Here is a 6,416-nt window from a genome sequence, read left to right as displayed (position 1 = left end):
GCCCGTCCATCCCAGGATAAAACCCACCGAAGTCGCTTAACTCCACCGAAGCCGCTTGACTCTCGTTAGGAACTCAACAACGAGCTGCCGACGACGACGACGAACGAAGAAGAAATGAGGCGATGCAGCGAAGATTGACCAGAATCGCCGAGCTACTTTGACAGATATCCGGCGTGTCGCGTACCGGTGTCAAACTAGCTGCCCGCCGAAATCGCCACTCTCCCCGGAGCAATTACCGCTCGGCATGCCTGCGCGACCTGTTGTTAAACAACACTGGCCACCTTGTCAATCTTCACTGCATCTCGACATCTCCTCTCTCTCACGCGCACAGGGCAGCAAAAAGACCCACACCCCACTCCTGTGTCGGGTGGGGACTGGGTCACCGCCACTGAGGAGCAGCGCGCTCGACATCGGCGATACGTCCTTGCTCAATCGAGGCCTCGAGGCCGGATATCCGTCACCGTCGAGCCTCCGGACAGCTCATCATCGGATCTCTCGACAGACGTCACACTCCCAGCCGCTGGCCTGTTTCGTGCAGGTGCGCCGCTCCTCACACATCCAGCACCGCTGGTTGGCCTTGTGCTCAGGCCCCGGCACCGGCCGGGTCGCAGGCGGCTGTCCGCCGGCCAACAGCACCGCATATGTCGCCTGAGTTTCGTTGTCCCGCTTGGCCTGCGCGTCGGCGGTCATCGGTGGACCGTCGCTTTGGCGCAGGTGACTGCCGAACGCCGCTGCACACTCCGCGCACGGCATCCCCTTCTGCTCTGCAGCGTTACCGCAGCCAGGCAGGATGCAGCGCGGCCCAGACAGCTCGTCGCCGCCGGCCGCGCCCTTACGCGCCCGACCGCCGCCAGTGGTCGCCATCATGGTTCTCACATCCCCTTCCTTCGGTTGTTCGCACCGAGTCAGCCTTGGCCGCCCTGCGCACCGGCACAGCCCGGGTGCAGAGCGCACGCTGGCGCTCAGGCCGCCGCGGCGTTCAGTTCGCGCAGCACCCATAACTCTCGTTGATGACATGTTCCGGCGGTGCCGTCGCAGGGTTCGCCGTGTTCGGTGCACCCGCCGGCAACCAGGCCCCGGCGCCACCGCAACGCCCACTTGAGACAGTTCGAGCACTTCGCGTGAGCGCAGCCCGGCAGCCGCGGGTTCTTTCGCGCGTTCAGGCTCCACCCCATGCTGTCCGACGACGCCAGCAGATCCCCGTAGATCCGAAGGCCTTGTGTCTTAACCCCGTACCCGTGCAGCGGCACCTCCGGATCACGATCACGCAACGCCTCCAGCACTTCGCGGATCTCGCCGGTGTGTTGCCGCCGGCACACCGACCCGACACCGACCGACGGATAAGTGCTGACGTTCACCCCGGCCTCGCCGAACATGTCCCAGCACCGCAGGTAATCCTCGACAGTTTGGCCCTGGCAAGTGGGCATAAACGGGGCTTCGGGATGCAGGTCCGCGTCGTCGTCCTCATGCCACATCCGTTCCAGCAGCACGAAGTTCGCCACGGTGCGCCGCTGGTGTTCCTCGACGGTCAGGCCGGTGCGGGCAAGCATGTCGTCCTCACACATCCAGTCCATTCCGGCCGCCCATTCCAGCTGGCCAATCTCGCGGTCGTAGCGCTTTACCGCCGAGACATACTCCTCCGCAGTGGTGCGCCACCCTCCGTAAAGAGACAGTTCTGAGAACCCCCCGGAATCCAGCGCCCACCCCGAACGTGCCTTCGGCAGTGTCTTACGTCGCGACAAGCGGCGGTGCGACACGAACAACGGCACACCCACATGTGCTAACCACCCATCCATATGCGTCCCCAGGTAGAACACCGGCGCACTCGCCATAACCCAAACCCCTCACGGGTCGGTGGGCCCGCCCTCGCGGTAGGCCCTACACACACGGATACTACCGGCCGCTACCGACACGGCGACCGAGGAGAAAAGGAGAAGAAGAAGACAAGAACATCACCACACCCGCACTCCCACATACGAATTGACCACTACCCCAGCCCTATGCCGGGTGGGGTAGTCGACCGCCTTGCGGGTTGGCAGGGTGCGATCAGCGCCAGGCATATCCGCACCCCGCAACCTCCGGGCAAGGGTCAAATCACCAGCGCTGAGACATGGTGCTGGATCAGGTTGCGAATCTCTTCAGGCCGCACTCCGTTCTGCAGCGCGCAATCCAGCAATCCGGCCATCCGATGAGCTGGATCGTCTGCCAACGCCGCCTCGAGCGCGACGCCAGCTAGCGGCCCTTCGCCCCGCGAAAATGCGCTGAATCCGACGAGGCACAAGGCTTCGGATCGGTAGGGCTGTGGCAGGACCCGCGCCAGCTGGCTCCACAGCATCTCGGCTGCGCTCGCTTCGTGTGAGTCCACCAACGTAAACAGCGCATCTCGCACCCGCACGTCGCCCAGCGATGCGCCGATATCCGCCAGCTCGGCATTCGACAAGACGGCGCCCTGGCCCACGCGACGCACCGCAGCCACCGCCTGGCGCACCGATACGGGCACGTCATCCACCGCGCCGCCAGCACAGTCAGCACCGGCCAGCATGGGCGCCACCGCAGCGGCGCGCTGAACATCAACGGCCACAATCGCTCTTAGCTCATCCCGCGTCTCATACATCCGGCGTCCCGCGACCACCGCTGCCGCCGCGGCGGCCGAAGACGCTGGATCGTCGAGCACACCGGACTTGCCACACCCGTCCACACATTGCCACCGTCCACCCGCCTCGACTCGGTCCAACATCACGGCATCCAGAAGGCGCACGCCCGCCGCTTCCAGCGCCTCTCCCAACCTTGCCGCCATGCCAGCAAAGCGCTCCGCGCACATCTCGCACGAGCTGCTCAGCGTCGACACGAACACCGCCAGGGCGCCATCGGCACCACTGCGCCCCACCAACGACGCCAACCTCTCCAGCGCATTCGACGCCGCGACGTCGCTGAGATCCACACGCAGAACGCAACTCACGCAGCCACCCTGTACGGCCGCCACCACCAGCGACTCCACAGGCCGAAACCCAAGAACTCCCACCAGATTCCGAACGACGTCACCAATGGACTTGGTTGAATACATCTTGCGCTCCCCCTTTGGGAATTGTGGGCCAGCCCCAATGACCTGCCCTTACAACACCGATCGTATCGGCAGCCACCGACAACAACGACGCTATCGCGGCTACTACTGGTGGTGGTGGGTGGTGGTGGTTGAGGCGATGCAGCGAAGATTGACCAGAATCGCCGAGGTACTTTGACAGATACCCGGCGTGTCGCGTACCGGTGTCAAACTAACTGCCCGCCGAAATCGCCACTCTCCCCGGAGCAATTACCGCTCGGCATGCCTGCGCGACCTGTTGTTAAACAACACTGACCACCTTGTCAATCCTCACTGCATCTCGACAACAACAACAACAGCAGTGGTTAATGCTGCTTTTCGGACTGCACCCCCACCCCACGCCTGTGCCGGGTGGGGTTTTAACACTGCCGGCGGCCCGGCTGGATGCTTAACGGGTGGTTGAGCATCGCCACCGTTGGTGGCCGTAGGCGTGAGGACACACCGCAGCGTTAGTAACTGAAAAACGCTGCCCTCGTCGGAAAAACTGTGCCCCTGTTCAGAGTCGGTTGATGGGTGACATTTCTATGCCGGTTGATCCTTGACACTCTGTGTGTGGTTTAGGTCCCGGCGCTGGTGCGTAGGGCCCGTTTGTTTCGTACCTCGCCGGTACTGGTGCGCGCGGCGGTTTTGACGAGTTCGTCGCCGATGAAAAACCGCAGCAGCTCGCCGTCGACGTGGACGTCGCAGCGAGCGCCGGCATGGTGGCGTCCGATGCAGACTTGTTGCCAGGACACGCACACGATGCCGTTGGAACACACCCGGCGGCTGACCCAATCATCACCGCTGCGATCAGCCACCGGTAAAGCCACCGTCGGCGACGCTGGGGCCGCCGGGGTGAACCGCTGGGCAGGGGTGTCCATGTCCAGCGACTGATGCGGGCGGGCGCTGTTGTAGTAAGCCACCCACTCATCGAGAGCCTGCTGGGCTGCCTTCAGGTTCGCGAACGATGATGTGCTGCTGAGGAATTCCGCGCGCATGCTGCGGTGGAACCGCTCGATCTTGCCGGTCGTGGTGGGGCTGCGTGGCTGGGTCAACAGATGCTCGATGCCGTGTTCGCGGCAGATCCGATCAAAGAGCACCTCGACCACGGGGTGATTGAACCGCCCGGTGAACACCTTGCCGTTATCGGTGAGAATCTGCTCGGGCGCCCCGTAGGTCTGTAGCGCTACGCGTAGCCCGTCGCAGACCGCCCGGGTGCGTTCCCGGGCCATCAACCGCGCACAGACACACATCCGCGAATGATCATCAATCCCGGTCAACGCCTTGGCGCAGCTGCCATCAGCCAGTGGGAACCCGCCCACGATGTCCATCTGCCACAACTCCATCGGCGCCCCGCGTTCCCAGCGTTTCCACTTGCGCGAGCGCCGATCCCGCAGACCCGGATCGATCATGTTCGCCCGCACCAAGGCCCGGTAGGCCGCTGACTCCGAGGGCACCGGCGACACCTGGCGTTTCGCCAGCTCGAACACCAACCGCCGCGGACCCCAGTATGGACGCGAGCGGCGCAACTCCAACGGCACCGCCTCGACCCGCGCGGGCATTTGATGTGGACAACTCACCGGCCGATGCGACCGATCCACCAGGCCCTCAAGACCCTGGGCCTCATAGCGGGCCAACCACGAGTGCAGCGTCTGGCGCGACACCAACCAACTTCTCGGCCACCTGCGAGATCGACAACCCATCGCTGATCACCGCCAACACGGCCTGATACCTCTGTTCGGCCACGGATAACTCCCTCATCGAAGGAGTGTCAAGGATCAACCGAAGTAACTGTCAACCATCAGCCGAAACACCGTCAGGCATCACCCGAAGACAAAATGTCAAGCATCAACCGGCGTCATACAGAAAAACTGTGCCCCCGCGGAGACTCGAACTCCGGACCCGCAGATTAAAAGTCAGCTGCTCTACCAACTGAGCTACGGAGGCCTTGGTCGTATCTTTACCTTGACACCCCAAAGCGTAGCAGCGCCGCTTTGGCGCGTCAAGGTATGATCGTTGCATGCCACCATCTCGAAAACGCCGCCGCCCAGACGAAACCCAGTCGTTAATCCTCTACGCCGCTCAGGAATTGCTGATCGAGGCCGGGCCGCGGGCGGTCGAAGTACGCGCCGTCGCCGAGCGCGTCGGCATAACCGACGCCGGTGTCAACCATCACTTCGGTAGCCGCGAAGGGCTGCTCGCAGCTGTGCTGCGTCACAGCAGCGGCCGGATCCGCGCGGCCGTCGAGGACGCCGCACAGGAGTGGGTGCGCGCCGGCGCGCAGATACCTGAGCTGGTGGACCGTATCGCTGAGGTCTACGCCGACGGATACGGCGAGCTCGCGATGGCCCTCCACAGCGCGGGATGGCGCGATCACAGCGACGGCATCTTGGAACCTGTCGTTGACGCCCTCCATGCCGCCCGGCGCAAATCCGGCGGCCGGCGCCCCCCACGCGACGACACCCGCCTCGCCGTCGCCGCTCTGCACCAGGCGCTGGCCACCGAACCCGCCTACGGTGCTGAATTTCGTCGCACTGCGGGCATCAAGGAACCCGACGCCAGCCGCCGCCGCCAACTGCGCTGGTGGACACAGACACTGACAGCCGTGCTGGATCTCGACCGGCCAGCCACACGCACGTAACAGGCCATAGCGCCCATCCGTGACCGGCGCGCTGAGGCCGCGCCGCTGTTGCCCGAACTGCAGTTCAGCAAGCTGCCACAGTTGGTAGGTTTACTCCACGCACGGCAGACGCGGCGGAGGAGGGCTGTCTCGTGGATGCCATCGAGCAGCTGGAGATGCTGTCACAAGAACAGCATCGGCGCTATTTCGATTTGTTCGGCTCCACCCCCGTCGATGGCGGCGGCTTTGGTGACCTCAGTAGCTACGCTCGCACCCTCAGTCAAGGGACCAACGACACGCGCGCCCAGATAATCGGGGCGAGGTTCTCAACCGCCGTGGCCGCTTCCTACGCCGTCGCCACACAAGCCGACCATCTCGTTCTGGATGCGACCGCGCGTTCTCACGGTACCTGGGCCTCTATCACCGATGAGAGCCGTCGGATCAACTTCGAAGGCGCCCGAGCCATCGATGCAAACGCCCGACTCGAGGCGTCCGAGGTCGGCGCCATCCCGGACCCGAATTCGCCGGCGGGTCAAGCGCAAATCCTGAGCCGCATCAACGACCACCAAGCCAAAGCTGCCGCCCTCGTGGAACAAGCCGCGACGGCCGAGCAAGCTTTAGGCGCACGCGCAGCCGCAGCTGGCGAGCAAGGATCGACACCGCGTATACAGGCGGTCGACCAGCACACGTTCAAACAAGATCCCCCACCCCCACCCC

General features: G+C 64.0%; 4 protein-coding genes, 1 tRNA gene and 2 pseudogenes. 2 read left to right on the top strand and 5 right to left on the bottom strand.

All coding sequences use genetic code 11. From position 1 onward, the window contains the following. Nucleotides 1-483 precede the first annotated feature (483 nt). The 5 genes and pseudogenes from ACYQ8K_RS29620 to ACYQ8K_RS29600 form a co-directional block, all read right to left on the bottom strand. Nucleotides 484-867 carry a hypothetical protein gene (locus ACYQ8K_RS29620; protein WP_225337345.1) on the bottom strand — a complete coding sequence of 128 codons (384 nt, stop codon included), beginning with the start codon at nt 865-867 and terminating at the stop codon, nt 484-486. Nucleotides 868-962: 95 nt separating this feature from the next. Next, a complete protein-coding gene (locus ACYQ8K_RS29615; RefSeq protein WP_036474324.1) occupies nt 963-1,832 on the bottom strand; it encodes a deazapurine DNA modification protein DpdA family protein in 870 nt (289 codons plus the stop codon). A 257-nt stretch (nt 1,833-2,089) separates the two neighbouring features. After that, nucleotides 2,090-3,064 (bottom strand): DUF4192 domain-containing protein, encoded by a 975-nt coding sequence (locus ACYQ8K_RS29610; RefSeq protein ID WP_036474322.1) that lies wholly within the window; start codon nt 3,062-3,064, stop codon nt 2,090-2,092. Nucleotides 3,065-3,657: 593 nt separating this feature from the next. Further along, nucleotides 3,658-4,840: pseudogene (locus tag ACYQ8K_RS29605) on the bottom strand (IS481 family transposase). A 113-nt stretch (nt 4,841-4,953) separates the two neighbouring features. Next, nucleotides 4,954-5,026: transfer RNA gene (locus ACYQ8K_RS29600), tRNA-Lys, on the bottom strand. A gap of 73 nt (nt 5,027-5,099) precedes the next feature. Between ACYQ8K_RS29600 and ACYQ8K_RS29595 the strand changes: the two genes are divergently transcribed. Beyond that, nucleotides 5,100-5,720, top strand: a complete 621-nt coding sequence (locus tag ACYQ8K_RS29595; protein WP_036474320.1) for a TetR/AcrR family transcriptional regulator — start codon at nt 5,100-5,102, stop codon at nt 5,718-5,720. A gap of 131 nt (nt 5,721-5,851) precedes the next feature. Beyond that, nucleotides 5,852-6,416, top strand: a pseudogene (locus ACYQ8K_RS29590) (hypothetical protein); the annotation flags it as partial.

It is taken from the genome of Mycobacterium sp. MUNTM1 (assembly GCF_054660795.1).
This window is presented reverse-complemented; position numbering and strand designations above follow the sequence as displayed.

Coding starts and splice junctions, on each gene's coding strand:
- ACYQ8K_RS29620 (WP_225337345.1), bottom strand. CDS start 867: ATGATGGCGACCACTGGCGGCGGTCGGGCGCGTAAGGGCGCGGCCGGC.
- ACYQ8K_RS29595 (WP_036474320.1), top strand. CDS start 5,100: ATGCCACCATCTCGAAAACGCCGCCGCCCAGACGAAACCCAGTCGTTA.
- ACYQ8K_RS29610 (WP_036474322.1), bottom strand. CDS start 3,064: ATGTATTCAACCAAGTCCATTGGTGACGTCGTTCGGAATCTGGTGGGA.
- ACYQ8K_RS29615 (WP_036474324.1), bottom strand. CDS start 1,832: ATGGCGAGTGCGCCGGTGTTCTACCTGGGGACGCATATGGATGGGTGG.